Annotated in this window: 23 protein-coding genes; 12 read left to right on the top strand and 11 right to left on the bottom strand. The window is 65.7% G+C overall.

Going from position 1 to position 25,675, the window contains the following annotated elements; genetic code table 11:
• Window positions 1–108: 108 nt before the first annotated feature.
• The 3 genes from xylA to ABID37_RS23360 all read left to right on the top strand — a co-directional run bounded on the left by xylA (window position 109) and on the right by ABID37_RS23360 (window position 2,279).
• Window positions 109–1,419 (top strand): xylose isomerase, encoded by a 1,311-nt coding sequence (gene xylA, locus ABID37_RS23370; RefSeq protein ID WP_354199234.1) that lies wholly within the window; start codon window positions 109–111, stop codon window positions 1,417–1,419.
• Window positions 1,420–1,488: 69 nt separating this feature from the next.
• Window positions 1,489–1,923, top strand: coding sequence for a GNAT family N-acetyltransferase (locus tag ABID37_RS23365; protein WP_354199232.1), 435 nt, complete (start codon window positions 1,489–1,491; stop codon window positions 1,921–1,923).
• 146 nt (window positions 1,924–2,069) lie between these two features.
• The gene (locus ABID37_RS23360) at window positions 2,070–2,279 is read left to right on the top strand and encodes a hypothetical protein (RefSeq protein ID WP_354199230.1); all 210 of its coding nucleotides are present in this window, start codon (window positions 2,070–2,072) and stop codon (window positions 2,277–2,279) included.
• Here ABID37_RS23360 and ABID37_RS23355 read toward each other — a convergent pair whose 3' ends face one another.
• On the bottom strand, window positions 2,280–3,260 hold the full coding sequence (locus ABID37_RS23355; protein WP_354199228.1) for a GlxA family transcriptional regulator: 981 nt from the start codon (window positions 3,258–3,260) through the stop codon (window positions 2,280–2,282).
• 76 nt (window positions 3,261–3,336) lie between these two features.
• Between ABID37_RS23355 and bcoG the strand changes: the two genes are divergently transcribed.
• The 7 genes from bcoG to ABID37_RS23320 all read left to right on the top strand — a co-directional run bounded on the left by bcoG (window position 3,337) and on the right by ABID37_RS23320 (window position 12,134).
• On the top strand, window positions 3,337–4,254 hold the full coding sequence (gene bcoG / locus ABID37_RS23350; protein ID WP_354199226.1) for a 3-dehydrocarnitine:acetyl-CoA trimethylamine transferase BcoG: 918 nt from the start codon (window positions 3,337–3,339) through the stop codon (window positions 4,252–4,254).
• 34 nt (window positions 4,255–4,288) lie between these two features.
• The gene (locus tag ABID37_RS23345; protein ID WP_354199224.1) at window positions 4,289–5,302 is read left to right on the top strand and encodes a carnitine 3-dehydrogenase; all 1,014 of its coding nucleotides are present in this window, start codon (window positions 4,289–4,291) and stop codon (window positions 5,300–5,302) included.
• 4 nt (window positions 5,303–5,306) lie between these two features.
• Entirely contained in the window at window positions 5,307–6,470 is a 1,164-nt protein-coding gene (locus ABID37_RS23340; RefSeq protein WP_354199222.1) for an acyl-CoA dehydrogenase family protein, read from the top strand.
• A 175-nt stretch (window positions 6,471–6,645) separates the two neighbouring features.
• Window positions 6,646–8,742 carry an acetate--CoA ligase family protein gene (locus tag ABID37_RS23335; protein WP_354199220.1) on the top strand — a complete coding sequence of 699 codons (2,097 nt, stop codon included), beginning with the start codon at window positions 6,646–6,648 and terminating at the stop codon, window positions 8,740–8,742.
• Between the two features lie 8 nt (window positions 8,743–8,750).
• Complete coding sequence (locus tag ABID37_RS23330) at window positions 8,751–9,533, top strand: carnitinyl-CoA dehydratase (RefSeq protein ID WP_354199218.1); 783 nt, start codon at window positions 8,751–8,753, stop codon at window positions 9,531–9,533.
• A 41-nt stretch (window positions 9,534–9,574) separates the two neighbouring features.
• Window positions 9,575–10,522 (top strand): alpha/beta hydrolase, encoded by a 948-nt coding sequence (locus ABID37_RS23325; protein WP_354199216.1) that lies wholly within the window; start codon window positions 9,575–9,577, stop codon window positions 10,520–10,522.
• Between the two features lie 22 nt (window positions 10,523–10,544).
• Window positions 10,545–12,134, top strand: coding sequence for an ABC transporter substrate-binding protein (locus tag ABID37_RS23320; RefSeq protein ID WP_354199214.1), 1,590 nt, complete (start codon window positions 10,545–10,547; stop codon window positions 12,132–12,134).
• Window positions 12,135–12,181: 47 nt separating this feature from the next.
• Here the strand turns inward: ABID37_RS23320 and ABID37_RS23315 are convergent, their stop codons facing one another.
• The 10 genes from ABID37_RS23315 to puuE form a co-directional block, all read right to left on the bottom strand.
• Entirely contained in the window at window positions 12,182–13,021 is an 840-nt protein-coding gene (locus tag ABID37_RS23315; RefSeq protein WP_354199212.1) for an alkaline phosphatase family protein, read from the bottom strand.
• Window positions 13,022–13,122: 101 nt separating this feature from the next.
• Window positions 13,123–14,712, bottom strand: a complete 1,590-nt coding sequence (locus tag ABID37_RS23310; protein WP_354199210.1) for an ABC transporter substrate-binding protein — start codon at window positions 14,710–14,712, stop codon at window positions 13,123–13,125.
• Window positions 14,713–14,859: 147 nt separating this feature from the next.
• On the bottom strand, window positions 14,860–16,530 hold the full coding sequence (locus ABID37_RS23305; RefSeq protein ID WP_354199208.1) for an ABC transporter ATP-binding protein: 1,671 nt from the start codon (window positions 16,528–16,530) through the stop codon (window positions 14,860–14,862).
• A complete protein-coding gene (locus tag ABID37_RS23300) occupies window positions 16,523–17,353 on the bottom strand; it encodes an ABC transporter permease (protein WP_354199206.1) in 831 nt (276 codons plus the stop codon). The genes ABID37_RS23305 and ABID37_RS23300 overlap by 8 nt, the downstream gene beginning before the upstream one ends.
• Window positions 17,354–17,362: 9 nt before the next feature.
• Window positions 17,363–18,325, bottom strand: coding sequence for an ABC transporter permease (locus ABID37_RS23295; RefSeq protein ID WP_354199204.1), 963 nt, complete (start codon window positions 18,323–18,325; stop codon window positions 17,363–17,365).
• Window positions 18,326–18,335: 10 nt separating this feature from the next.
• Entirely contained in the window at window positions 18,336–19,928 is a 1,593-nt protein-coding gene (locus tag ABID37_RS23290) for an ABC transporter substrate-binding protein (RefSeq protein WP_354199202.1), read from the bottom strand.
• 312 nt (window positions 19,929–20,240) lie between these two features.
• The gene (locus tag ABID37_RS23285) at window positions 20,241–20,834 is read right to left on the bottom strand and encodes a nucleoside deaminase (protein WP_354199200.1); all 594 of its coding nucleotides are present in this window, start codon (window positions 20,832–20,834) and stop codon (window positions 20,241–20,243) included.
• A complete protein-coding gene (locus ABID37_RS23280) occupies window positions 20,831–21,340 on the bottom strand; it encodes an ureidoglycolate lyase (protein WP_354199198.1) in 510 nt (169 codons plus the stop codon). The genes ABID37_RS23285 and ABID37_RS23280 overlap by 4 nt, the downstream gene beginning before the upstream one ends.
• Window positions 21,337–22,176 (bottom strand): bifunctional allantoicase/(S)-ureidoglycine aminohydrolase, encoded by an 840-nt coding sequence (locus ABID37_RS23275; RefSeq protein WP_354199263.1) that lies wholly within the window; start codon window positions 22,174–22,176, stop codon window positions 21,337–21,339. Before ABID37_RS23275 ends, ABID37_RS23280 begins: the two co-directional genes overlap by 4 nt.
• 25 nt (window positions 22,177–22,201) lie before the next feature.
• Window positions 22,202–23,635, bottom strand: coding sequence for an allantoinase PuuE (gene puuE / locus ABID37_RS23270; protein WP_354199196.1), 1,434 nt, complete (start codon window positions 23,633–23,635; stop codon window positions 22,202–22,204).
• A gap of 183 nt (window positions 23,636–23,818) precedes the next feature.
• Between puuE and uraH the strand changes: the two genes are divergently transcribed.
• Window positions 23,819–24,193 (top strand): hydroxyisourate hydrolase, encoded by a 375-nt coding sequence (uraH, locus tag ABID37_RS23265; protein WP_354199194.1) that lies wholly within the window; start codon window positions 23,819–23,821, stop codon window positions 24,191–24,193.
• A gap of 3 nt (window positions 24,194–24,196) precedes the next feature.
• Window positions 24,197–25,675 carry a xanthine dehydrogenase small subunit gene (gene xdhA, locus ABID37_RS23260; protein ID WP_354199192.1) on the top strand — a complete coding sequence of 493 codons (1,479 nt, stop codon included), beginning with the start codon at window positions 24,197–24,199 and terminating at the stop codon, window positions 25,673–25,675.

Genomic DNA, 25,675 nt, shown 5'->3' with positions numbered 1-25,675 from the left:
GTGCATTCCTCTTCAACGCCGAAATGCGGCGGCCCAGAATCCCCCTTTCCCTTGTGGGGAGGGGTTAGGGGGTGGGGGGCTGTCCATACACGATCAGGAGTATCGATCATGAGCACCGGTTTCTTCGGCGATATCGCGCCCGTCCGTTACGAGGGGCCGGAAAGCACCAATCCGCTCGCCTATCGCTTCTACGATCCCGATGAGGTCGTGCTCGGCAAGCGGCTGGAGGATCATCTACGCTTTGCCGTCGCCTACTGGCATTCCTTCGCCTGGCCGGGCGGCGACCCTTTCGGCGGCCAGACCTTCGACAGGCCCTGGTTCGGTGAGGATATGGACAAGGCGCGCCTCAAGGCAGATGTGGCCTTCGAGATGTTCTCGCTGCTCGGCGTGCCCTATTACTGCTTCCACGACGCCGATGTGCGCCCGGAGGGCAAGGACTTTGCCGAAAGCGCCGCACGGCTCGACGAGATCGCCGGCATTTTTGAAAAGAAGCAGGCCGAGACCGGCGTGAAGCTCTTGTGGGGCACGGCCAATCTGTTCTCGCACCGCCGCTATATGGCAGGCGCTGCCACCAATCCCGATCCGGAGGTGTTCGCCTATGCGGCCGCCACGGTGAAATCCTGCATCGACGTGACCCAGCGGCTCGGCGGCGAAAACTACGTGCTGTGGGGCGGGCGCGAAGGCTATGAGACGCTGCTCAACACCGACATGAAGCGCGAGCGCGAGCAGGCCGGCCGCTTCCTGTCGATGGTCGTCGACTACAAGCACCGCATCGGTTTCAAGGGCACGATCCTGATCGAGCCGAAGCCGCAGGAGCCGACCAAGCACCAGTATGATTACGACGTCGCCACCGTCTACGGCTTCCTCAGGGATTTCGGGCTGGAGAAGGAGGTGAAGGTCAATATCGAGCAGGGCCACGCCATCCTCGCCGGCCACTCCTTCGAGCATGAGCTGGCGCTGGCCGCCGCATTGGGCATCTTCGGCTCCATCGACATGAACCGCAACGACTACCAGTCCGGCTGGGACACCGACCAGTTCCCCAACAACGTGCCGGAAATGGCGCTGGCCTATTATCAGGTGCTGCTGGCCGGCGGCTTCACCACCGGCGGCACCAATTTCGACGCCAAGCTGCGCCGCCAGTCGCTGGACCCGGAGGACCTGCTGATCGCCCATGTCGGCGCCATGGATTGCTGCGCGCGCGGCCTGAAGGCGGCGGCCCGCATGATCGAGGACAAGGCCCTTATCAAGCCGCTCGAAGAGCGTTATGCCGGCTGGAGCGGCGAGGAAGCCAATGCGATGCTGGCCGGCAAGCGCACGCTGGAACAGGTGGCCGAGCGCGTGGTGAAGGACGGCATCGAGCCGCAGCCGCGCTCCGGCCGGCAGGAATATCTGGAGAACGTGGTCAATCGTTATGTGTAAGGTTTGGCGCGGGTTGAGATGACGGATGAAATTATTGTGCGGCCCGCGCGCCCGCAGGACTTTCCGGCCATGAAGGCCATACTGCGCGAGACGTTCGAAACCACATGGCGGCCGCAGATCACGGAAGCCTCCGTGCGTCGCTATGTCGAGACCGATATCGGCGGGCGCTTCGTGGAACGCTGCGGCACGGACATGCTGGTGGCCGAGATCGGGGGCGAAATTGCCGGGCTGATCCATTGCGTCGATGATTTTGTCGATGCGCTGCATGTGTCTTCCGGCCTCCAGCGCAGGGGCGTGGGGCGCCGCCTGATGGAGCGGGCGGAACGGGACATGGCCGCACAGGGCTTCCGCCGGTCCCGGCTGGAAACCGACACCTTCAACGAGCAGAGCCAGAACTTCTACAAGGCGTTGGGCTATGCCGAAACGGGGCGTTATCCGGACGAGGAATGGCAGAGCGGCCTCACCACGATCCTGTTCGAGAAGACGCTGGGCAGCGCGGAATAGCCAGCCAGCGGCTTTTCGCACAATTGCGGCAATCATGGAAAAGCGATCCGCTTTTGCCGCCGCAATGCCGCCTTCCTGCCTTCATGAAGCCGTCACGGCCATCCTATAAATGAGCCTCGCAACAAGCTGAAACGAGGCGAGCCGATATGCACGAAGATCGCGAAATCGACGCCCTCCTGTCGAACGGGGGCACTGACTCCATCATCGACCGGCTGATGGCGCTGCCGCGCCCGGCCGCGAATCAGGCTTGCGGCGAATGGGACCGCGCCGTCGCCAGCCGGATGCAGGTGCATCTGGCCAGGCAGATGCGGAGCCTGCTGGAACAGGGCGAGCCGGACCAAAGCGCCGCCGCCTGATCAGTTGCCCCGCAGCATGGACGGCGCCCTGCCGAACCCCTTGGCGAAGGCGCGCGAGAAGGTGGCGGCCGACGAGAAGCCGGTGCGGGCCGCGATGTCGGCCATCGGCAGGCGCGTGTCGGCCACCAGCCGGCGCGCCGCATTGAGGCGCAGGCGCAGGTAATAGGCGCCGGGGGTTTCCCCGATCGAACGGCGGAAGATATTCTCCAGCGCCCGTGAAGTGAGGCCGACGCGCCGCGCCACGCCGGCGATGGTCAGCGGCTGGTCGATGTGGGATTCCATCAGCCGGACCGACTGCGCCAGCCGCGCATCGTAGCCGTCGAGGCGGCCGAGCGAGACCAGCGGCTGCGCGTCGGTCGCGGCGCGCGTCTGGTCGTAGATGAAGACGCTGGCGACATCGAGCGCCACCGCCATGCCGAGCCGCGCGCGGATCAGGTGCAGCATCAGGTCGAAGGTGGGCGAGGCGCCGCCCGAGGTGAACACCGGACCGTCGATAACGTAGCGGTCGGGCCGCACATCGGCACCGGGAAAGGCGGCCGCGAAATCCTCCAGATCCTCCCAGTGAGTGGTGGCGGCGCGGCCTTCCAGCAATCCGGCACGGCCGACCAGCCAGGTGCCGGCCTCGATGCCGCCGATGGCGCGCGCCGGGCGCGCCGCCTGGCGCAGGCCCGAAAGCAGCGCGGCGGTGCCGTGGTTCTTGGCGCCGAAGCCACCGATGACGGCCAGCACATCGGTGGATTCCCGCGGGTCGAAACGTCCGCTCACCGGCACCGGCAGGTCGCTGGTGGTCATGGCGGGCTCGCCGTTCATCGACACCAGCTTGAAATCGAACAGTCGCTCGCCGGCGATGCGGTTGGCGGCGCGCAGCGGGTCGATGGCCGAGGCCACGCACATGATCGACGATCCGGAGAACAGCAGGAACGTCAGTTTGAGCGGGGCGTGCTCAGCCCGGAATATGCTCGGCTTTTCGCTTTTTGCCATTTTGCATTCGTAAAACGCAAAGCAGAAGCCTGCAAGCGTGCAATGATGGGGCACGTCAATCGGAGGAGACGCCCCCATGCCGCTCGAGATGAATCGCGAGGTGTTCATTACCTGTGCCGTCACCGGGTCTGGCGGCACCCAGGATCGCAGCCCGCACGTGCCGCGCTCGCCCAAGCAGATCGCCGATTCGGCCATCGAGGCGGCCAAGGCGGGCGCCGCGATCGTGCATTGCCATGTGCGCGACCCCGAGACCGGCAAGCCGCGCCGCGACATCCACCTCTATCGCGAGGTGACCGAGCGTATCCGCGACGCCGATGTCGACGTGGTGCTGAACCTCACCGCCGGCATGGGCGGAGACATGGTGTTCGGCTCCCCGGAGGCGCCGCTGCCGCTGAAGGAGCAGGGCACCGACATGGCCGGCGCCACCGAGCGCATGGAGCATGTGCGCCAGTGCCTGCCGGAAATCTGCACGCTCGACTGCGGCACCATGAATTTCGCCGAGGCCGACTATGTGATGACCAACACCCCCGGCATGCTGCGTGCCATGGGCTCCATGATGACCGAAATGGGCGTCAAGCCCGAGGTCGAGGCCTTCGACACCGGCCATCTTTGGTTCGCCAAGGAGCTGGTCAAGGAAGGCGTGCTCAAGCCCGACGCGCTGGTGCAGCTTTGCATGGGCGTGCCGTGGGGTGCGCCGGACGACCTCAACACCTTCATGGCCATGGTCAACAATGTGCCGAAGGAGTGGACCTTCTCGGCCTTCTCGCTTGGCCGCAACCAGATGGCCTATGCGGCCGCGGCCGTGCTGGCCGGCGGCAATGTCCGCGTCGGGCTGGAGGACAATCTGTGGCTCGGCAAGGGGCAACTCGCCACCAACGCCCAGCTTGTGGAGCGCGCGGTGACGATCATCGAAAACCTCGGCGCGCGCGTCATCGGGCCGGAGGAAGTGCGAAGCAGGCTGAACCTCACCAAGCGCGCGCCAGTCGTGGCATAGGCCTGTGAGGGGATAACTCGGGAGCCCACGTGACATGACCATCCAGAAAGCGGCCGCCATCGGCGGCGGAGTGATCGGCGCGGGCTGGGTCGCGCGCCTGCTGCTCAACGGCATCGACGTTTCCATCTTCGACCCCGACCCGGAAGCCGCGCGCAAGGTGGACGAAGTGATGCAGGGCGCGCGCCGCGCCTATGCCCAGATGCTGCCCGGCGGCCTGCCGCGGGAAGGCAGGCTCACCTTCGCCAGGTCCATCGCCGAGGCGGTGGCCGATGCCGGTTTCATCCAGGAAAGCGTGCCGGAGCGGCTCGACCTGAAGCACAAGGTGCTGGCCGAGATCGACGCACACGCCCGGGCCGGGGCGGTCATCGGTTCTTCCACCTCCGGCATCAAGCCGAGCGACATGCAGTCGGCGATGACGAAGCATCCCGAGCGGCTGGTGGTCGGTCATCCGTTCAACCCGGTCTATCTGCTGCCGCTGGTCGAGGTGGTGGCCGGTGACGGGACCGCGCCGGATGCCGTCGAGAAGGCAAAGGAAATCTACGCATCCATCGGCATGAAGCCGGTGGTGGTGCGCAAGGAGATCGAGGCCTTCGTCGGCGACCGCCTGCTCGAAGCCATGTGGCGCGAGGCGCTGTGGCTGATCAAGGACGGCATCTGCACCGTCGAGGAACTCGACGACATCATGCGTTATTCCTTTGGCCTGCGCTGGGCGCAGATGGGCATGTTCCAGGTCTACCGCATCGCCGGCGGCGAGGCCGGCATGCGCCATTTCATGGCCCAGTTCGGCCCCTGCCTGAAATGGCCTTGGACCAAGCTGATGGACGTGCCCGAGTTCAACGACGAGCTGGTCGACCTGATCGCCGGCCAGTCCGACGAGCAGTCCAGCAAATGGTCGATCCGCGAACTGGAACAGATCCGCGACGACAATCTCGTCGCCATGATGCAGGCGCTCGGCCGGCAGAACGGCGGCAAGGGCTGGGGCGCCGGCGAGCTGCTCAACGACTACGCCGCGCGCCTGTCGCGGCAGGCTTCCGAACAGAAGGCGTAAAGCGATGGATTTCGGCCTGAGCGAGGAACAGCGCGCCATTGTCGAGACCACGCGCGCCTTTGTCGAGAACGAGCTTTATCCGCACGAAGCGGAGGTGGAGCGCACCGGTCATCTGCGCCCCGAACTGATCGGGGAGATCAAGCAGAAGGCCATCGCCGCCGGTCTCTACGCCGCCAACATGCCGGAGGAGGTGGGCGGCGCCGGGCTCGATACAGTCACCTGGCTGCTTTACGAAAAGGAGCTTGGCCGCGCCAATTACGCGCTGCACTGGACCTGCGTGGCGCGCCCGTCCAACATCCTGCTCGCCGGCACGGACGCGCAGAAGGAGAAATATCTCCACCCCTGCATTCGCGGCGAGAAATCCGATTGCCTGGCCATGACCGAGCCGGGCGCCGGCTCCGATCTGCGCGGCATGAAGGCGAGTGCCGTACAGGACGGCGATGACTGGGTGCTGAACGGCACCAAGCATTTCATCAGCCATGCCGACATTGCCGATTTCGCCATCGTCTTCATGGCGTCAGGCGAGGAGGACGGGCCGCGCGGCAAGCGCAAAAAGATCACCGCCTTCTTCGTCGACAAGGGCACGCCCGGCTTCACCGTGCGCGACGGCTACCGCAACGTCTCGCATCGCGGCTACACCAACTCCATCCTGGAGTTCGACAATTGCCGCCTGCCGAAGGAACAGGTGCTTGGCAAGGTGCACAAGGGCTTCGAGGTCGCCAATAGCTGGCTCGGCGCGACCCGCCTGCAAGTCGGTGCCACCTGTCTGGGCCGGGCCGAACGCGCGCTTTCGCATGCCATCGACTACGCCGCCCAGCGCGAGCAGTTCGGGCAACAGATCGGCAAGTTCCAGGGCATTTCCTTCAAGCTGGCCGATATGGCGACGGAATTGAAGGCGGCCGAGCTGATGATCATGGAGGCCGGCTGGAAATACGATCAGGGCACCGTCACCGATCAGGACATGGCCATGGCCAAGCTGAAGGCCACGGAAATGCTGGCCTTCGTCGCCGACGAGGCGATCCAGATCCACGGCGGCATGGGCCTGATGGACGACCTGCCGCTGGAGCGCATCTGGCGCGACGCCCGCGTCGAGCGCATCTGGGAAGGCACCTCCGAAATCCAGCGCCACATCATCTCGCGCGCCTTGCTGAGGGCGGTGGGGGGATGATGATGCAGCCTCTCGCGTTTCATACCTCCACCCCTGACCCCTCCCCAGGGGGAGGGGGACGACTTCGCCGCTGCTGGAGCCAGAACCATCAATGTGTGTGTGGCTCTGTGCAACCGTGTGTCCCCCTCCCCCTCGTGGGGAGGGGTCAGGGGTGCGGGTGCTGGGGGGCCGGAAAATGAACCGCCTCGAACGCCTTCTGCGCCCCGGATCCATCGCCGTCGTCGGCGGCGGGGCATTCGCGCCCAATGTGGTGGCGCAGTCGCTGAAGATGGGCTTTGCCGGTGAAGTCTGGCCCGTGCACCCCAGGCGTGCCGAGGTCGAGGGCGTCAGGGCCTATCCGTCCCTTGCCGACCTGCCTGGCGCGCCGGATGCCGTGTTCATCGGCGTCAACCGCTTCGCCACCATCGACATCGTGCGGGAACTGGCGGCGATGGGCGCGGGCGGGGCCATCTGCTTCGCCTCGGGCTTCCTGGAGGCCGGCGCTGACGACGAGGATGGCGCCCGCCTGCAAGGGGAACTGATCGCGGCAGCCGGCAGCATGCCGGTCATCGGGCCGAACTGCTACGGCCTCATCAACTATGCCGACGGTGCGCTTCTGTGGCCGGACCAGCATGGCGGCCGGCGTCTGAAGCCCGGCGAGCGCGGCGCGGCCATCATCACCCAGTCCTCCAACATCGCGATCAACATGACGATGCAGCAGCGCGGCCTGCCGCTCGCCTATCTGATGACGGCCGGCAACCAGGCGCAGACCGGCCTGTCGGAAATGGCGCTCGGCCTCATCGAGGACGAGCGTGTTTCCTGCCTCGGCCTCCACATCGAGGGTTTTGACTCGGTCGCCGGTTTCGAGTGGCTGGCGATGCGGGCACGCGAGCTGAACAAGCCGATCGTGGCCATGAAAGTCGGAAGATCGGAGCAGGCGCGGGCGGCCACCGTGTCGCATACGGCGTCCCTGGCCGGTTCCGACGCCGGCTCGGACGCCTTCCTCAAGCGGCTCGGCATCGCGCGCGTCAATTCCATCCCATCGCTGCTGGAAAGCCTGAAGCTGGTGCACGCCGTCGGGCCGTTGCCCGGCAGCCGCCTGTCCTCGATGAGTTGTTCGGGCGGCGAGGCCTCGGTGATGGCCGACACGGCCGAGGGCCGTAGCGTCGCCTTCCCGGCGCTTTCACCGGCGCATCAGGCGAGGGTCAAGGCCGTGCTTGGGCCGTTGGTGACGGCGTCCAACCCGCTCGACTACCACACCTTCATCTGGAACGATCGCGCGGCGATGACGGCGGCCTTCGATGCCTTTGTCGCCGGCGGCTTCGATCTCAATCTGCTGCTGCTGGATTTCCCGCGCACAGACCGCTGCTCGGATGCCGACTGGGCGGCGGCATGCGATGCCTTCGAGGCGGCCTTGCGGGCCAACGGTGCGCTGGGCGCCATCGTGGCCTCCCTACCGGAAAACCTGCCGGAACCGCATGCCGAGCGGCTGCTGGAGCGCGGCATTGTGCCCTTGCACGGCATTGTCGAGGCCCTCGATGCGGCCGATGCGGCCGCCTTCATCGGCAAGGCGTGGAGCCGGCCCCCTGCGTCCGCTCTTGGGGGAGTCCACGCCGGTTCTTCCGACAAGGGGGAGGGCAGGGTGGTTCTCGACGAGGCCGAGGCCAAGCGGCTGTTGCGCGGTGCCGGCCTCGCCGTGCCGCAAGGCGCGCGCGCCGCAAGCGTGGCCGAGGCCGTGGCCGCCGCCGAAAGCCTGGGCTTTCCCGTCGCGTTGAAGGCGCTGGGCGTCGCCCACAAGAGCGAACTGGGCGCGGTGCGGCTCAACCTGAAGTCCGCCGGCGAGGTGCGGGATGCGGCCGCGGCGCTGCTGCCGCTCGGGATCGGGCTTTATGTCGAACGCATGGTGGCGGGCGCGGCCGGCGAACTGATCGTCGGCTTCACCCGCGATCCCGTGTTCGGGCAGGCCATGACGCTCGGCAGCGGCGGCGTGCTGGTCGAACTGCTCAAGGACAGCGACACGCTTCTGCTGCCGGCCGCGCGTGCGGAAATCGAGACGGCCCTGCGTGGCCTCAAGCTGTTCCCGCTGCTCGATGGCTATCGCGGCCGGCCGAAGGCGGACATCTCCGCTGCGGTGGATGCCATCCTCGCCATCTCCCGTTTCGTGCTGGAGCATGCGGACCGGATCGAGGAACTCGACATCAATCCGCTGATCGTCTGCAATGAGGGCAGGGGCGCGTGGACCGCCGATGCGCTGCTGGTCTGCACCCCGACATCCCCACAGGAGGGAGACTAAGGCGCGTCATGTCCGATGTCATCAGAACCCGCCGCGAGGGCGGCATCCTCGAAGTCACGCTCGACCGGCCCAAGGCCAACGCCATCGATCTCGCCACCTCGCGGCTGATGGGCCAGACCTTCAAGGCGTTCCGCGACGATCCGGACCTGCGCGTCGCCATCCTCAGGACCGCCGGCGAAAAGTTCTTCTGCGCCGGCTGGGACCTCAAGGCGGCCGCCGAAGGCGACCCGATTGATGGCGACTATGGCGTCGGCGGTTTCGGCGGATTGCAGGAACTGCGCGACCTCAACAAGCCGGTGATTGCCTGCGTCAACGGCATGGCGGTGGGCGGCGGCTTCGAGCTGGCGCTCTCCTGCGACCTTATCTACGCGTCGGAGCATTCCTCCTTCGCCCTGCCTGAAATCCGCGCCGGCACGCTGGCCGACGCTGCCACGATCAAGCTGCCCAGGCGCATGCCCTATCACGTGGCCATGGACCTTCTGCTGACCGGCCGCTGGATGGATGCGGCCGAGGCACATCGCTGGGGCCTGGTCAACGAGGTGCTGCCGGCCGACGGGCTGGAGCAACGCGTGTGGGAGATCGCGCGCCTGCTGGAAAGCGGCCCGCCGCTGGTCTTCGCCGCCATCAAGGAGACGGCCCGCATGACAGAGGGGCTGCCCTTCCAGGAAGCCATGAACAAGGTCATGCGCAGGCAGTTGCCCACCGTCGATATCCTTTACGATTCCGAGGACTATCAGGAAGGCGCGCGGGCCTTCGCCGAAAAGCGCGATCCGGTGTGGAAGGGCAAATGACCACGTGAAGTGCCGGCCGGGTGCGGGAGAAGAGGAGAACCATGGCAGATTACGCAAAGCTCATCAACGCCGAAACCTGGGCCTTCATCGACCGAACCAACAGCTTCTATCCGCCGGACGCGGTCGACCACAGCGTCGAGGAGCAGCGACGAACCTATGACCGCATGTGCCGGGAATTCCACGCCGGCTATCCCGAGGGCGTGAGCGCCGAGACGACGGCCATCGAGACGCCAACCCATGCGATCCCGATCCGCATCTACCGCAATGCCAGGCCCGACGATGCGGCGCTGGTGCTCTATTTCCATGGTGGCGGTTTCATCCTCGGCGGGCTCGACAGCCATGACGATGTCTGCGCCGAAATCTGCCAGCGCACTGGCTATAAGGTCGTGTCGGTCGACTACCGGCTGGTGCCCGAACACACCCACCCCGCCGCCTATGAGGACAGCCGCGCCGCCTTCGAGTGGGCGGCGAGGACCTATGCGCGGCCGATCCTGCTGAGCGGCGATTCCGCCGGCGGCAACCTGGCTGCGGCCGTGGCGCACACCACGCGCGGCCATGAGCGCGCCGCCATCGGCCAGGTGCTTGTCTATCCCGGCCTCGGCGGCAAGCTGGGGCAGGGCTCCTACCTCACCCATGCCGATGCGCCGCTGCTCAGCGTGCGCGACATGGACTACTACCGGGACATGCGGGCCGGCGGGCGCGACATCTCCGGCGATGTCACCTTCGCTCCCTTCAATGACACCGACTATTCCGGCCTTCCCCCGACGGTGGTGATCACCGCCGAGTGCGATCCGCTTTCGGATGATGGCCGCGACTATCGCGACAGGATCGTCGCGGCCGGCGGCAAGGCGCGATGGATCGACGAGCCGGGGCTCGTGCACGGCTATCTGCGCGCCCGCCATACCGTGGCGCGCGCCCGTGACAGCTTCAGCCGCATCGTCGAAGCCATTCGCTCGCTCGGCAAGGGCGAGTGGCATCACCAGTCCTGAACGCAGAAGAAGGGGAACGCACATGTCGGACGAACTGGACTTCCTGAGCCGTTGCGTGGTGGCCAACCGCCTCAGCCGTCGCGCTTTTCTCGGCCGCGCGGCGGCTCTTGGCGTCGCCGCGCCCATGGCCTCGCTGCTTCTGTCGAACGCCGCGCGGGCGGGCGGCCCGGTGAAGGGCGGTGCGCTGAAGGCCGGGCTGGTCGGCGGCGAATCTACCGACGGCCTCGATCCCGCCGCCATCAACAATCAGGTCAAGGGCGCCTTTGCCCGCTGCTGGGGCGAGAAACTGCTGGATGTGGCGCCCGACGGCTCGCTGGTGCCGTTTCTGGCGACCGAATATGGAGCCTCGGCGGACGCCAGGACCTGGACCTTCAAGATCCGCAAGGGCGTCACCTTCCACAATGGCAAGGAGGTGACGGCCGAGGATGTGCGCGCGACGATCGAGCGCCATGCCGGCGAGGACACCAAGTCGGGCGCGCTCGGCGTGCTGCGCGGCATCGAGACGCTGAAGGCGGAAGGCGACGACTTCATCGTCACGCTCAAGGAGGCCAATGCCGACCTGCCCTATCTGATGACCGACTACCATCTCATCATCCAGCCGGACGGCGGCAAGGATGCGCCCGAGGCCGGCATCGGCACCGGACCCTACAGGATCGCCGCGCATGAGCCGGGCGTGCGTGAGATCGGCGAGCGCTATGACGGCTACTGGGCGCCGGATGCGCGGGGCCATGCCGAGCAGGTCGAGATCATCGTCATCAACGATTCGGCCGCGCGCATGGCCGCCTTGCGCTCCGGTCAGGTCCACATGATGAACCGGGTCGAGCCCAAGGTCGTGGAACTGGTCAAGCGGCTTCCCGGCGTCACCATCCAGAACATTACCGGCAGCGCCCACTATGTGTTTGCCATGCAGTGCATCACGCCGCCCTTCGACAACAACGACCTCAGGCTGGCGCTGAAATATGCCATCGATCGGCAGGAGATGGTCGACAAGATCCTTGCCGGCTACGGCACCGTCGGCAACGACATTCCGGTCAACAAGGCCTATCCGCTGTTTTCCGACGACATCGAGCAGCGCGGCTTCGACCCGGACAAGGCGGCGTTCCACTACAAGAAGTCGGGCCATGAAGGGCCGATCGTGCTGCAAACCTCGGATGTGGCCTTCCCCGGCGCGGTCGATGCCGCCCAGCTTTTCCAACAGAGCGCGGCCAGGGCCGGCATCACGCTCGATGTCCGGCGCGAGCCGGGCGACGGCTACTGGGCCGAGGTGTGGAACGTCTCGCCGTTCTCGGCGTCCTACTGGGTCGGGCGCCCCACCCAGGACCAGCAATATTCGACGGCCTACATCTCCAGCGCCGACTGGAACGAAACCCGCTTCCGCCGCGAGGATTTCGACAGGATGGTGGTTGCCGCGCGGGCGGAACTGGATGAAGGCAAGCGCAAGGCCATGTACCGGGACATCGCCATGATTGTGCATGACGAGGGTGGCGCCATCATCCCCGTCTTCAACGACTGGGTGGATGCCGTTTCCGACAAGGTGGGCGGTTACCAGCCGCACCCGGTCGGCGAGCTCATGTCCGGCCTGGCCCTGGCGTCCTGCTGGCTGCAGGAGTGACCCGCCCTTGCCGCCGCACCTATACGCGACGGGTGGGGCGGCTTAGGTCAAACCAGAAAGGGCTTGGCCTTCATGCTGGCCGGTGCGGCAAGGCCAAGCAGATTGAGCACTGTCGGTGCAAGCTGGAGCTGGTCCAGCAGCGCCGTATCGTCGGGCCCCTTGCCTTTGCCGAAATAGTAGAGGGCGAAATCCTGCTGGTCGTCTTCCCGGCCGCCGTGATGGCCGCGGTCGGTCTGGCCATGGTCGGCGGTGACGATCACCTCATAGCCCGCCTCGCGCCATTTCGGCAGGAAGGCTGCCAGCATGCCATCCATGGCATAGCAGGCATGGTCCATTTCCGTGCAGTCGTGGCCGAAGCGATGGCCCATGGAATCCAGCGTGCAGGTATGCAGGATACCGTAGTCGATGCCGTGGCGCCTTGTCAGCATGGTCAGCGTGGCGAACAGGTCGACATCGCTCGGCGTCATCTGGTTGGTGCCGTTGTAGCCGGTCATGGTGTGGAAGCGGCCATGGGTGATCGGCCCGCCCGGCTCGTCATATTCCATGTCCTCGACGAGATCGAAGGGATAGCGGTTGAAGAATTCCGACCAGTAGGAATGGGTCACCGCGCCGGTCTTGCCGCCGGCCTTCGAAATCTCGGAAAACAGGTCGGGCTGCTCGACCCGGAAACGGTTCTCGTTGGAAAGGATGCCGTGAATCTGGGGCGGCGTCCCGGTATGGATGGAGGCGTAGCAGCAGGCCGATGTGGACGGCAGCACCGAGCGCATCTTCCACACCCGCGCGTCCCCCGATTGCACCCAGCCTTCCAGATTGCCGAACAGCCGGCGCCAGTTGCGCCACGGCACGCCGTCGAGAATGATGAGCAGCAGCTTGGTGTTCAGCGCCATGGCAGGCTCCGCAAGTTTCCATGCCGGCTTTGCCGTCAGGAGGGGATTTCGGTGGGGCAGCCCGCCGGCGCCTGCCGACGGGCTCGTCAAGGTGGCGGTTTCTATGCGGCGAGCCAGCATTCGGCCAGCGCATAGCCGTCCATCAACTCGCCCTCGGTGTGCTTGTTGTAACCGCCGATTTTCGAGGTCAGGACCGCGTCGATGAACTGGTTGAAGAAGGGCACGATCAGCCCGCCCTCGTCGCGCATCATGACCGCCATGTCGCGATAGATCGCCTTGCGCTTGCCCTCGTCGAGTTCGGCGCGTGCCGCATAGAGCATCTTGTCGAACTCCGGCCGCTTGAAGCGGGTGTCGTTCCAGTCCGCATCCGAGGCGTAGCCGGTCGAATACATCTGGTCCTGGGTCGAACGTCCGCCCCAGTAGGAGAGGCAGAAGGGCTGCTTGTTCCACACTTCGGACCAGTAGCCGTCGCCCGGCTCGCGGCGGATCTCGATCTGGATGCCGGCCTTGGCGCAGCTTTGCTGGTAAAGCTGGGCGGCATCGACCGCGCCGGGAAAGGCGACCTCGGAGGTCCGCAGCACGATCGGGCCGCTATGGCCGGACTTCTTGTAGAACTCGGCCGCCTTGTCGGGATCGAAGACGCGCTGCTCGACGTCGTCCGAGAACAGCGGATAGGCCGCATTGATCGGAAAGTCGTTGCCGACGGTGCCGTAGCCGCGCAGGATCTGCTGCAGCATCTGCTCGCGGTCCATGGCGAGCTTCAGGGCCATGCGCAGGTCGTTGTTGTCGAAGGGTGCGGTGTCGCAGAACATGTTGAAGGGATAGTAGCCCTTGCCCGACACGTTCTCGATCGACACGCCCGGGACACGCTGGACCAGCTCGACGATCTTCGGCTCCACCCGGTTGATCATGTGCACCTGCCCGCTTTGCAGGGCGGAGATGCGCGCGGTCGGGTCGTTGATGACGATGATCTCGACCTGGTCGGCGAAGCCGAGGCGATCCGCGTCCCAGAAATTGGTGAAGCGTTCGCCGACATAGCGGATGCCGGGCTCGTTCGCCGCCACCTTGTAGGGGCCGGCGCTGATGCCGGCGGCCGGATCGTCCTTGCCGCCATTGGGCTGGATGACCAGATGGTAGTCGGCCATCAGATAGGGGAAGTCGGCGTCCGGCTCGGCCAGCGTGACGATCACCTCGCGCCCGTCCGCCTTCACGGCCTTGATGTTCTTAAGGATGCCGAGTGCGCCGGATTTCGACGTCTCGTCGGCATGGCGTTCGATGGTGGCGGCAACGTCTTCGGCGGTCACCGTCTTGCCGTTGTGGAACTCGATGCCGTCGCGGATCTTCATCGTCCATGTGCGGGCGTCGGCCGAGGCGCCGATATCCTCGGCAATCCGGTTTTCCAGCGAACCGTCGCGGTTCAGCCGGAACAGGAACTCGCCCCATTGCTTGCAGAAATTGAACGGAACCTGGCTGAGATTGAGCGCGGGGTCGAGCGTGTTGGTGGATTCGCCGCCTTGCAGGCCGGCCCTGAGAATGCCGCCGCGCACAGGGGTCTGCGCCAGCGCCTTGCCCATCAGGGCGTCGGCGGCGATGGCCGAGACGCCGAGCGCTGCGGCGCGGCCCAGGAATTCGCGACGGGACATGGCGCCCCGCGCCAATCTTGCGGCGTGATAGTTCAGTTCGTCAGACATGTTTTCCCTTCGGTTTTGCGAACGTCACGATAGCGTTTCCATCATGACGGCGGCGCGACACAAGGGCCCCGCGCCGGATAATGGCCGCCCTTCACATGGCGCGGCCTGTTCGAAACATCGTGCGGCGGCGGCTTCCGGAAGCAGGCGTCAGTTGCCGGCTGCCTCCATACGCCGGCTCGCGATCGCCGTCTCCAGCCAGCCGATCTCCATTTCCGGCACGGAGGACAGCAACAGGTCGGTATAGGCGTCGAACGGCGGCGTCAGCACCTTGCTCTTGGGGCCGTAGCGCACCAGTTCGCCGCGATACATCACCGCGATGGAATCGGCGATGGCCTTCACCGTGGCGAGGTCGTGGGTGATGAACAGATAGGCCACGTCCTCCTCGGCCTGCAGGTCGAGCAGCAGCTTGAGGATGCCGTGCGCCACCAGCGGGTCGAGCGCCGAGGTCACCTCGTCGCAGATGATCAGCTTCGGCCGCGCGGCGAGGGCACGCGCAATGCACACGCGCTGCTTCTGGCCGCCCGAAAGCTCGGCCGGATAGCGGTCGGCGAAGCCCTTGCCCATCTCGATCTTGTCGAGCAGTTCGGCCACGCGCCGGTTGCGCTCGGCACCGCGCATGCCGAAATAGAATTCCAGCGGCCGGCCGATGATGGTGCCCACCGTCTGGCGCGGGTTCATTGCTACGTCCGCCATCTGGTAGATCATCTGGAGCTGGCGCAGGTCCTCCTTGGGGCGGTCGGCCAGCCGGTTGGCAAGCACGCGCCCGTCGAAGCTGACGGTTCCGCTCTCCGGCGGCAGCAGGCCGGTGATGGCGCGCGCCAGCGTCGACTTGCCGGAGCCAGATTCGCCCACCACGGCCAGCGTCTGGCCGGGATGGATGTCGACGCTGACATTCTTCAGCACCTTGACCTTGCCGCCGCCATAGGAGGCGGTGACGTTGTCGACCGAGAGGATCGGCGTCGGGGTCGGCGTGTGCTCGTCATGGTCGATCGCATGAACCGAGACCAGAGCCCTTGTGTAATCCTGCTTCGGCTCCTTGATGATCTGGCGGGTTTCGCCCCATTCCACGGTCTTGCCGTGGCGCAGCACCATGATGTCATCGGCCACCTGGGCCACCACGGCGAGATCGTGGGTGATGTAGAGCGCCGCCACGCCGGTGTCCTGGATCGCCCTCTTGATCGCTGCCAGAACGTCGATCTGGGTGGTGACGTCGAGCGCGGTGGTCGGCTCGTCGAAGACGATGAGGTCGGGTTTCGAGCACAGCGCCATCGCCGTCATGACGCGCTGCAACTGCCCGCCGGACACCTGATGCGGATAGCGGTCGCCGATGTTCTCGGGATCGGGAAGGCTGAGCTGGCGGAACAGGTCGACGGCCCGCTTCTCGGCCTCCTCGCGGTTCGACACGCCATGTTCGAGCGTGGCTTCGACCACCTGCCGCATGAGCTTGTGGGCCGGATTGAAGGCCGCCGCCGCCGACTGGGCGACGTAGCACACCTCCTTGCCGCGCAGCTTGCGCAGGCCCCGCTCGCTCCTGAGGATGTCGCGGCCGTTGAGGATGACCTCGCCGCCGGTGATGCGCACGCCGCCGCGGCCATAGCCCATCGTCGACAGGCCGATGGTCGACTTGCCGGCGCCGGATTCGCCGATCAGGCCCAGCACCTTGCCGCGCTCGACCGTGAGCGACACGTCGTCGACGATGACCACGTTCTTCGGGTCTTCGCCGGGGGGATAGACCGTCGCCTCGATGCGCAGGTTGCGGATGTCGAGCAGCGTTCCGGTGCCGGGGCGCTGCGGGTTCGTCTTCGTCCGTTCAGCCATTGCCGCGGCCTCCCTTCAGGTCGGAGGTTCGGTTCAGCACCCAGTCGGCGACGAGGTTGACCGAGATTGCCAGGAGCGCGATGGCGCCGGCCGGGATCAGTGCCGCCGGGATGCCGAACACGATGCCGTCCTTGTTTTCCTTGACCATGCCGCCCCAGTCGGCATTCGGCGGTTGCACGCCGAGGCCGAGGAAGGAAAGCGCCGACAGGAACAGCACCGCGAAGATGAAGCGCAGGCCGAGCTCCGCCACCAGCGGCGACAGCGCATTAGGCAGGATCTCGCGGAAGATGATCCAGGACCGGCCTTCGCCGCGCAGCTTGGCCGCCTCCACGAAATCCATGACGTTGATGTCGACCGCCACGGCGCGCGCAAGGCGATAGACGCGGGTGGCGTCGAGAATGCCCATGACGAGGATGAGCGTGACCAGTGTCGACGGCAGCACCGAAAGCACCACCAGTGCGAAGATCAGCGTCGGGATCGACATCAGGAGGTCGACGAAGCGCGACATGGTCTGGTCGAGCCATCCGCCCACCACGGCGGCGGTGAAGCCGAGCACCGAGCCGAGGATGAAGGACAGCGCCGTCGCCGCCACCGCGATGAAGATGGTGATGCGCGCGCCGTAGATCATGCGTGAGAGCAGGTCGCGGCCGAGATTGTCGGTGCCGAGCAGATGCGTGGCCGAAATCGGCCCCCACACGTCGCCGACGATCTCGCCATTGCCATAGGGCGCAATCCACGGGGCGAACAGGGCCGCGAAGAGGAACAGTGCCGTCAGGAAGAGGCCGATCAGGGCGCTCACGGGAATGCGTTTCAGGTCAAGCACGCGCGGTCCTCACTTCGGATGCCTGAGGCGGGGATTGGCCAGGATGGCCACGATGTCCGCGATCATGTTGAGGCCGATATAGACGGCGGCGAAGATCAGGCCGACGGCCTGCACCACCGGCACGTCGCGCTTGGAAACGTGGTCGACCAGATACTGGCCCATGCCGGGATAGACGAAGATCACCTCCACGACGACGACGCCGACGATGAGATAGGCAAGGTTCAGCATCACCACATTGACGATGGGCGCCACCGCGTTGGGCATGGCGTGATTGCGGATGATCTCGAAGGCCGACAGGCCCTTCAGCTCGGCCGTCTCGATATAGGCCGATTGCATGACGTTGAGGATCGCCGCGCGCGTCATGCGCATCATGTGCGCCAGCACCACCAGCGTCAGGGTGATCGCCGGCAGGGCGATGGCCTGGATCCTGGCACCGAACGACATGGTGTCGAAGACGGTCGAACTGGCGGGAAACCATTGCAACTCGACGGCGAAGAACAGGATCAGCAGATAGCCGATGAAGAATTCCGGCAGCGAGGTCGAGGCCAGCGCGAAGCCGGAGATCGCCTTGTCGATGACGCCGTTGCGGTAGCGCACGGCCAGCAGCCCGAGCAGGATGGCCAGCGGCACCGAGATCACCGCCGCGCAGGCGGCAAGGAACAGGGTGTTCTTCAGCCGGCCGCCGAGCGCGTCGGCGATGTCGCGCCCGTTGGAGAGCGCGGTGCCGAAATCGCCGGTCAACACGCCGCCCAGCCAGCGGAAATAGCGGATATAGGCCGGGTCGTTGAGGCCGAGGTCGCGGCGCAGGTTCTCCAGCGCCTGCGGCGTCGCCGCCTGCCCGAGGATCGACTGGGCCACGTCTCCGGGCAGGATCTGGGTGCCCGCGAAGATCAGCACCGAGACGGCGAAAAGGAGGAGAACGCCCAGCGCGAGGCGCTGGGCGATCAGCCGCAGAATAAGCGTACTTCCCATCAGGCGCGTCTCAGCCCTGCTTCAGCCAGACGCGGGTGGCGGCCCTGAGGTTGGAGGTCTCGTGGTTCGGGTCGAGGACCCAGCCCTGCACCTCCTCGCGATGGGCATCGATGAAGTCGTTGAACATCGGCAGGATCAGGCCGCCGTCGTCACGCACGATCATCGCCGCCTCGCGATAGAGTTCGGTGCGCTTGGCGTTGTCCAGCTCGGCGCGCGCATCGAGAATGATCTTGTCGAACTTCTCGTTGAAGAAACGCGTGTCGTTCCAGTCGGCGCCGGTGATGTAGGCGGTCGAATACATGGAATCCTGCGTCGGCCGCCCGCCCCAGTAGGACGCGCAGAAGGGCTGTTTGTTCCACACCTCGGTCCAGTAGCCGTCGCCGGGCTCGCGCTGCACCTGGAGCTGGATTCCGGCCTTGGCGGCCTGCTGCTGGAAGAGCTGCGCCGCGTCCACCGCGCCGGGGAAGGCGACATCGGAGGTGCGCAGCAGGATCGGGCCGCTGTGCCCGGATTTCTCGAAGTGGAACTTCGCCTTGTCCGGATCGTAGGTGCGCTGCTCGATGCCTTCGGGATAGAGCGCGTAGCTCTTGCTGATCGGGAAATCGTTGCCGATCGAGGCGTAGCCCTGCATGATCTGCTGCACCATCTGCTCGCGGTCAACGGCGAGCTTGAGCGCCATGCGCAGGTCCGCATTGTCGAACGGCGCGGTGTTGCAGAACATCGGGAAGATGTAGTGGCCCTTCGACGGCACGTTGACGACGACGACGCCCGGTGCACGCTTGAGCAGGCCGACCGTCTTCGGCTCCACACGGTTGATGATATGGACCTGGCCCGATTGCAGCGCCGCCATGCGGGCGGTGGTGTCGTTCATGACGATCACCTCGACCGAATCGACATGGCCGACGTCGTCGCGCCAGTAGCCGTCATATTTCACCGACATGTGGCGCACGCCGGGCTCGTTGACCTCGACCTTGTAGGGGCCGGTGCCGATGCCCGCGGTCGGGTCGTCAAAGCCGCCGTTCGGCTGGATGATCAGATGGTAGTCGGTCAGCAGCAGCGGCAGGTCGGCATTGCCGCGCTTGAGCTTGAAGACGACGTTGTCGCCGTCGACCACGACCTCGTTGATGTCGCCCAGCACGCCCAGTGCGGCCGACTTGGTCTTTTCATCGGAATGGCGGCGGATGGTCTGCGCCACGTCCTCGGGCGTCAGGTCCTTGCCGTTGTGGAAGGTCACGCCCTTGCGGATCTTGAACGACCATTCGGCGGCGTCGTCGGAGGCGTCCCAGGATTCGGCCAGCACCGGCTGCGCGGTGCCGTCTTCCGGCGACTGGAGCACCAGAAGCTCGCCCCATGTGGAGCCGAAATTCTGCGGCACCTGGGTGAGGAACTGGGCAGGGTCGAGGCTGTTGGTGGATTCGCCGCCCACCAGGCCCATCTTCAGGGCGCCGCCCTTCTGCGGCGCCTGTGCACGGGCCGCGCCCGACAGCATCGTGTTGGCCAGCGCGGCGCCCACGCCCAGCGCCGCAGCGCGGCCGAGGAAATCACGCCGGCTAAGTTTTCCCGCAGCAACCGCCCGGCTCAGAAAATGCAGTTCGTCTGACATTTTAGTTTGAGCTCCCTTACTCTGTGGTTCGACCCCAATGGCCGTTTTTATTGGTCAATTACGGTGAATAATGCGGCCAAGGTCAAGCCGGAACCGGACGGAAAGCGACATGGGCTGGCGTAATTTGCATGCCGCTGCTGGAACAAGCCGGAGCTTTAAGAAGTTCGGCGAACTTGTCGCAATCAGACAAGAAACGCCATTTTCAGCGGTGTTGAGGTGGATATCGGCGGTACTCAAACGAAATTTCGCAGCCGGAACAGTCAAATTCCGGCTGCGTCACCACGCTTCGAAATGTCGCAAATAGAAAAGTGCTCAGTTGAGCGGGATATCGTTTTCGTGCTTTCCGGCCTGGTAGGTCGCCGAAAGATCGTCATAGCGGGCGGAAATCGCCGCTATGCGTTGTTCGAGCCGCCGGCGCTCGGCTTCGGGCGCTTCCCGCACCAGTTTGCGGATCGAAAAACTTTTCCAGTAGGCATTCTCGGCATTGTAGCCGCCCGGTTCGAGCGTGAAGACCTCCTTGAGGATCTTCAGGTCGTGGGGAATGGCGAAGCTGTCGCGTGAATCCTCGTGGCTGAACAGATAGTAGAAATTGTCGAACCCGGCCCAGGTGATGGCCGACAGGCACAGCGAGCAGGGTTCGTGGGTGGAAACGAAGATGGCCTCCTTCGTATCGACGCGCTCCGCCTTCGGCATCTCGTAAAAACGCTTCAGGCAGTGCATCTCGCCGTGCCAGAGCGGGTTCTCGACCTCGTTGTTGGTTTCGGCCAGCACCAGCGAACGGTCGGCCTTGCGCAGCAGCGCCGCGCCGAAAAGCTTGTTTCCCTTCTCCACGCCGGCTGCCGTCTTCGGCACGATGTCGTGCTCGATCACATCGAGCAGGCGGTCGATGAGGGACACGTCGCTCATGGCTGGAAACCCTCCGGCAGGCGAACCTCATAGGGATGGGAGAAGTAGAATTCCTCCAGGTTGGAGCCGTCGCCGCCGCGATCCACGATGACGAAGTCCTGCTCCTCGCCCACCGGCGTCAGGACGCCGTGCCACACATTGCGGCGGTAGTTCACGCCCTGTCCCGGTGCCGTCAGGAAGGCCTGCGGGGTGCCCGGCCCGTCCGGCCCGTCCGGGCACACCACCACTACGAAGGGGCGCGGCGACATGGGAATGAAGGCCTGGCTGCCGAGCGGGTGGCGCTCGACCATGGCGAGGGTGAGGGGAAAGCTGTAGGGAGTGCCGCGGGCAATCGAGATCAGCACATGGGCATTGTCGCCGCCCACTTCCGGGCGGGCCAGCGCGTGGTGGCGTTCGCATTTTCCCGCATTGATCGGGAAATGGTTGTCGCCATCGGTGTCGATGACGTCGCCGAAGGGCGCGAAGCTTTCGCGCGTCAGGGGCTGTGCGAGGATGATGCCGCTCATGTCTGCCTCCCGAAGCCGCCCAGCACCGCGTGCCGGTTCACGTCCTTGTAGAGCAGGTAGCGGAAATTGCCGGGCCCGCCGGCATAGCAGGCCTGGGGGCAGAAGGCGCGCAGCCACATGTAGTCGCCTGCCTGCACCTCGACCCAGTCCTGGTTGAGCCGGTAGACGGCCTGGCCTTCCAGCACATAGAGCCCGTGCTCCATGACGTGGGTTTCGGGGAAGGGGATGATGCCGCCCGGCTTGAAGGTGACGATGGTCACATGCATGTCGTGGCGGATGTCGGCCGGGTCGACGAAGCGTGTCGTGGCCCATTTTCCGTCCGTGTCGGGCATGGCGACCGGCTCGATGTCGTTCTCGTTGGCGAAGATCGGCTCCGGCGGCTCCAGCCCGTCGACGAACTCGTAGGCCTTGCGGATCCAGTGGAAACGGGCCGTGGCGGCGCCCGCGTTGCGCAAGGTCCATCCGCTGGCCGGCGGCAGGAAGGCATAGCCGCCGGGGGTGAGGCGGTGCGCCTCGCCGTCCAGCGTCACGGTGACCTCGCCCTCGACCACGAACAGGACGCCCTCGGCGTCGGCATCGGGTTCGGGCCGGTCGCTGCCGCCGCCGGGCTGCACTTCCATGATGTACTGGGAGAAGGTTTCGGCGAAGCCGGAAAGCGGGCGGGCGATCACCCACAGCCGCGTCTTGTCCCAGAACGGCAGATAGCTGGCGACGATGTCGCTGAATTCCCGCCGCGGGATCACCGCATAGGCTTCGGTGAAGACGGCGCGGTCCGTGATCAGGTCGCTCTGGGGCGGCAGGCCGCCGCGCGGTGCATAATAGGTGCGTTCGGGCATGGCGGTCATGTCCATTCTTGGATTCCTAGTGGGGCAGCACGTCTCTGAGCCGCAGCAGGGCGATGCGTTCCACCTGCTTGCAGGCCGTTTCGAATTCGGTGGCGCGGTCGCTGTCGATGCGCTTGCGGAAGGCGTCGAGGATGGTCGCCTTGGTGTTGTCCTTCACGGCGATGATGAAGGGGAAGCCGAACTTCTCCACATAGGCGGTGTTGAGGCGGGTGAAGGCCTCGCGCTCCTCGTCGGTCAGCGCATCGAGCCCGACCGACGCCTGTTCGGCGGTCGATTCGGGGGTGAGGCGCTTGGCCTGCGCCAGCTTGCCGGCAAGGTCGGGGTGGGCGGTCAGCACGCCGAGCCGTTCCGTCTCGCTGGCCGACCGGAAGGCGCGGCACAGTGCGTTGTGCAGTCCGCCGGCGCTGTCGTGGGCCGGGCCGAGCTCCAGCTTCCAGGCGCGTTCGGCGATCCACGGCGAGTGCTCGAATATGCCGCCGAAGGCCTTGACGAAGCTGGCCTCGTCCATGCGCGAAGGGCGCAGCGCCGGGGCCTTGTAGGGATGGTGCTCCTTCCAGTGGCGGGCGATGTCGACGCGGCGCGGCAGCCACACCTTGTCGTGGCTCTTGACGTAGTCGACGAAGCGCTTCAGCGCGGCCACGCGCCCGGGACGGCCGATCAGGCGGCAATGCAGGCCGATCGACATCATCTTGGCCTTGCCGGCCTTGCCCTCGGCGTAGAGCGTGTCGAAGGCGTCCTTCAGATAGGTGAAGAACTGCTCGCCTTCGGAGAAGCCCGCCTGGATGGCGAAGCGCATGTCGTTGGCGTCGAGCGTGTAGGGGATGACGAGCTGCGGCGCGATGGCGTTGCCATGGCCGTCATGGTCGAGCCAGTAGGGCAGGTCGTCGTCATAGGTGTCGGAAATATAGTCGAAACCGCCTTCGGCGGCCGCCAGCCGCACCGACCAGACCGAAGTGCGGCCCAGATACATGCCCTTCGGCCGTTCGCCCACCACTTCCGTATGCAGCCGGATCGCCTCCATCATGTCGGTGCGCTCGGCCTCCTCGTCATGGTCGCGATAGTCGATCCACTTCAGGCCGTGCGAGGCGATTTCCCAGTCCGCGGCCTGCATGGCGGCCACCTGGTCGGGCGAGCGCGCGAGAGCGGAGGCGACGCCGTAGACGGTGACCGGCACCTGTGCCCCGGTGAACAGGCGGTGCAGGCGCCAGAAGCCGGCGCGGGCCCCGTATTCGTAGATGGATTCCATGTTCCAATGGCGCAGGCCCGGCCATGGCGCAGCACCCGTGATCTCCGACAGGAAGGCCTCCGAGGCCTTGTCGCCGTGGAGGATGCAGTTCTCGCCGCCTTCCTCGTAGTTGACCACGAATTGCACGGCCACATGGGCGCCACCGGGCCAGGCCGCATCGGGTGGATTGGCTCCGTAACCACGCATGTCGCGCACATAACGCATCGTCGATAGCTCCAGGCTGGCAATTGCGAATGACAGATTATCGAAAGGGGAGGGCTGACATTCCCCTCAAAAAATTTGAAAGTGTTTTTGGGCCGTTTCCCGCCTGCAGCCCTTATGCCGCGCCGTTAAATGGCGCACAATCCGAGGCTGCAAATTCGACGTACCTGAACGGGAGGCGATCAAGTGGGAGCAAAGGCTGAGGCAGCCGGTGGCCGTCTGACGACGCACGTGCTCGATACGGCATCCGGGAGGCCCGCGGCGGGTCTTTCCATCGAGCTGTTTCGCATTGAAGGCGGCAAGCGCACGGCGCTCAAGACCGTCGTGACCAATTCCGACGGACGGTGCGACGCGCCGTTGCTCGCTGGCGAGGAATTCCGCGCCGGCGAATACGAGCTGGTCTTTGCCGCCGGCGATTATCTGCGCGGGCAGGGCGTGGCGCTTTCCGAGCCGGCCTTTCTCGATGTCGTGCCGATCCGTTTCGGCATGGCGGAACAGACGCACTATCACGTGCCCCTGCTGATTTCGCCATATGGTTACTCCACCTATCGGGGGAGCTGAGTGATGGCCGCAGCAATCCGCAACGAACTTCGCTTCATTCTCAACGACCGCGACGTGGTGCTGACCTCGGTCGCGCCCGACATGACCCTGCTGGACTGGCTGCGCCTGTCGCGGAACCTGCGCGGCACCAAGGAAGGCTGCGCCGAGGGCGACTGCGGCGCCTGCACGGTGCTCGTCGGCAAGCGGGTGGGCGACGAGCTCGTCTATGAGGGCGTCAACGCCTGCATCCGCTTCATGGGGTCGCTGGATTGCTGCCATGTCGTCACCGTGGAGCATCTGGCGCCGAACGAGGGCAGGCTGCATCCGGTGCAGCAGGCGATGGTCGATTTCCATGGCTCGCAATGCGGCTTCTGCACGCCGGGCTTCATCATGTCGCTCTACGGCCTGTGGATGAAGTCGCCGACCCCGTCCGATTTCGAGATCGAGAAGGCGCTGCAGGGCAATCTCTGCCGCTGCACCGGCTATGAGGCGATCATCCGCTCCGCCCGCGCCATTTCCAGCTACGGCCGGGTGGCCGAGGACCCGCTGGCGAAGGAGCGCGCGTCGATCGTGGCGCGGCTGGCGGCCCTTGATGACGGCGCACGCGTCGAGATCGGCGAAGGCGGCCAGCGCTTCGTCGTTCCGGCGAGCGTCGACGACCTGGGTGCCGTGCTGGAAGCGGAGCCCAAGGCCACCGTGGTCGCCGGCTCGACCGATGTCGGCCTGTGGGTGACCAAGATGATGCGCAACATCTCGCCGACCGTGTTCATCGGCGGCGTGAAGGAACTGCGCTCCATGTGCGACGAGGATGGCGTCATCACCATCGGCGCCGGCGTCACCTACAGCGAGGCGTTCGATTTCCTGTCGCGGCGCATTCCGGCGCTCGGCGCGCTGATCGCCCGCATCGGTGGCGAGCAGGTGCGCAACATGGGCACCATCGGCGGCAACATCGCCAACGGCTCGCCCATCGGCGACATGCCGCCGGCCCTGATCGCGCTGGGCTCGACGCTGACCCTGTGCAAGGGCACGACGCGGCGCACCATCCCGCTGGAAGAGTTCTTCATCGCCTATGGCAAGCAGGACCGGCAGCCGGGCGAGTTCGTGGAATCCGTCCAGGTGCCGGTGCCGGCTGAAGGCATCCGCTACGCCGTGCACAAGATTTCCAAGCGCCGCGAGGAGGACATCACCGCTACCCTTGGCGCCTTCCATCTGGAACTGGCCGGGGACGGCACGGTCGCTGCGATCCGCATCGCCTATGGCGGCATGGCGGCAACCCCGAAGCGGGCGAGCGCCGTGGAAGCGGCCCTGACCGGCAAGCCGTGGACGGAATCGACGGTGGAGGCCGCGATCCCGGCCTATGAGCAGGATTTCACGCCGCTGACCGATATGCGCGCCACGGCCGAATATCGTATGCTGGCGGCGAAGAACCTTCTGCGCCGTTTCTACCTGGAAACGTCCGGTGCCGAGGCGCCGGTGCTCGTGTCGAGATATGCCGCAGCCTAG

This window comes from Aquamicrobium terrae, assembly GCF_040545735.1.
GTDB classification, from domain to species: domain Bacteria; phylum Pseudomonadota; class Alphaproteobacteria; order Rhizobiales; family Rhizobiaceae; genus Mesorhizobium; species Mesorhizobium terrae_A.
The sequence above is the reverse complement of the archived record's forward strand: the minus strand, read 5'-3'. Positions and strand labels throughout refer to the sequence as shown.